Source organism: Steroidobacter sp., assembly GCF_016790065.1.
GTDB lineage: Bacteria > Pseudomonadota > Gammaproteobacteria > Steroidobacterales > Steroidobacteraceae > Steroidobacter.
Window position 1 is genome coordinate 1 of record NZ_JAEUPY010000319.1, and the last position, 2,316, is coordinate 2,316.

Genomic DNA, 2,316 nt, shown 5'->3' on the forward strand with positions numbered 1-2,316 from the left:
CGGCCACTCGGGTCATAGCTCAACGTGCCAGCGGTCGCACCGCTGGCCGAAAGCAGTCTATTCTCGGCGCTGTAGGCGTAGCTGCTACCGGCGTAACTCGTGAGATTGCCGCGGCCGTCGTAGCCGAGCGCGACCCCGTCGACGCTGCTGTAGCGATTGAGGCCATCGGGCGAATAGCTCTGACTGGTATTGGTTGCGGTCCAGTTGTAGTTGGAATTGGACCGCGTGAGCGTCCGCAACTGCGAAGACGGCGAGTAAGTGAAGCTGCTCGACGTATCACCACTGTCACTCAAATCGTGCGCCAGCGATGACAGCCGCGACGCTCCGTCGTAGTCATAGCTCGTCGTCGTACCGTTGCCTCGAGTCAGAGTCTTGCGTTGACCTAGATTGTCGTAGCTGAACGTCGCGAGCACGCCAGCGCCTGACGTCGCACCGTACTCACGAATCGCGCTGAGTGCGTTCGACGCGTCATACGCGTAGCTCACCCACAAACCATCCGGCCAGGTAAGGCGCTCGCGTCGACCGGCCGCATCGTAGCGATAGCGCACCGCTCCAGACGAGGACGCCTCGGACTCCAGACGCCCGAGCGCATCGAAAACCCATTGCAGCGTACTCGCCGACGTGCTGGCACTGAGCATCCGATTGGCGTGATCGTAGCTGTAGGAAACATCTAGCTCGGATCCCGGCAGATTCTTTAGCGTCGTGCGGTTGAGATTGTCAGGCGTGTAGTAGATCGTCTGCCCATCTCGCAGTCGAGTCGAAATGACATTCGAGGCAGCGTCATAGTCGAGCTCCTCGTAATCCGTGGTCGAACTCGTGTTGACGGTGCTCGGGCTCGGATAGCGCGTCCTCTTCAGTCGATCGAAGCCGTCGTACTCATACGTCGTCCGGTTCCCTTTGGCATCGGTGAGAGTGTACAGCCGACCGTTCGAGGTGTAGGTCATCGAACGCGTGTCCTGCTGCAATCCCGTGCCGAGCGCGGACTGGATCTTCTGCCGCTGCCGCCCCACGTAGAGATTCTTGGTGATCCGATCTGGACCAAAGTCGTTGACGCCAATCCCCTGCGTGCCCAGCGCACAGGCCGAACCTGGGGGCGACGCAAAGAGCGAAGGGTTCATGCGGACGGCAGCACACTCGATACGGTTTCTCAAGTCGTAGCTGTATTGAGTGAGCGCGTGGACCACGCCGCCTGAGACGCGCTTCTCCGCCCACTTACGGCCGTCGGCATCATATTCATTGATGCTCGCCTGGAGTGAGACGAAGCCGGTCCAGTCGCCGTCGGACTGCCCGTCAACGTAACCTTGTTCAATCTGCGTCGGCTGTCCATCCACGTTGTAGGACGTGCGAATGGCGCGGAAGCGCAGCGGCCCGCCGCCATCAGGATCCGGCCCAACCTGCCCCAGCAACTGGCGCCCGATGTCATAGTGATAGCGCGTGGTATCTGTGGCCCCGGTTAACGGGCCGTCAACGGTCCGAACGGTACCGACCGAATTGTAGGTGGTAGTCGTCGTTGCGCTCAGCACGCCATCGCCAGACTGAACGGTGCTGGTGAGCGGCAGAAGATTGTTGGCCGCACTGGAACTCCCCGTGCCGTAGCCCAGAATGGTCAACGTCTCATCGCCGCTACCCACACACCCCGGGCTCGCGCCGTCGGGAGCAACGCCGGTGTTACATACCGACGTTCCGGTCAGCTTCGAGATCGACGTTGCTGCTGTGGCGATCGCCCCAGCACTGTTTTTATACCAGGCAGACAGCGGACTATAGGCGTATCGCGTCTGCGCTCGAACGCCATCGGCATTCGCCGGAAGCGTCACCGTCTCGAGCGCTCCCGTACTGGCGTGATAGGTGTAGTTGGTGACTTTGCTGCGCGCGTCCGTGACCGTATTCGGCTTGTTGCATTTCTTGGGGTCGGTACAAACGGTGTCATAGGTGGCGCTGGCGACGATATCGGCACCACTCGCACCATTGTTCTTTGATCTGGCGCGGGCCTCCGTGATGTTGCCGCGACCATCGAGCGTGTAGATGACCCGGTTGAGCTCCGGCGCAATGACCGCTGTCAGCCGACCATAAACATCGTGCTCGAAACGCCACGTTTCCCCATCGACTTCGTCGTAAGCCACGACGCCGAGGTAATTATCGACGACAGCTTCGAAGGTCGCGCCGTCCGGTGTCGTGCCCGTCACCAGAGTATCCGACATCGGTGGTGTACCGACGATCACGTGCCGGGTGTAATCCGACGAACCCGACGGACCACCGGTCACGGCGGACACATAGGGCGGTGTTTCAGGCTCCAACAGAGGATCGTGAACATACCCC

1 protein-coding gene is annotated in these 2,316 nt (G+C 60.8%); it reads right to left on the reverse strand.

Going from position 1 to position 2,316, the window contains the following annotated elements:
- A partial coding sequence (locus tag JNL55_RS13370) for an RHS repeat domain-containing protein (protein ID WP_293853710.1) occupies positions 1-2,294 on the reverse strand: 2,294 nt, incomplete at its 3' end.
- Between the last annotated feature and the right edge of the window lie 22 nt (positions 2,295-2,316).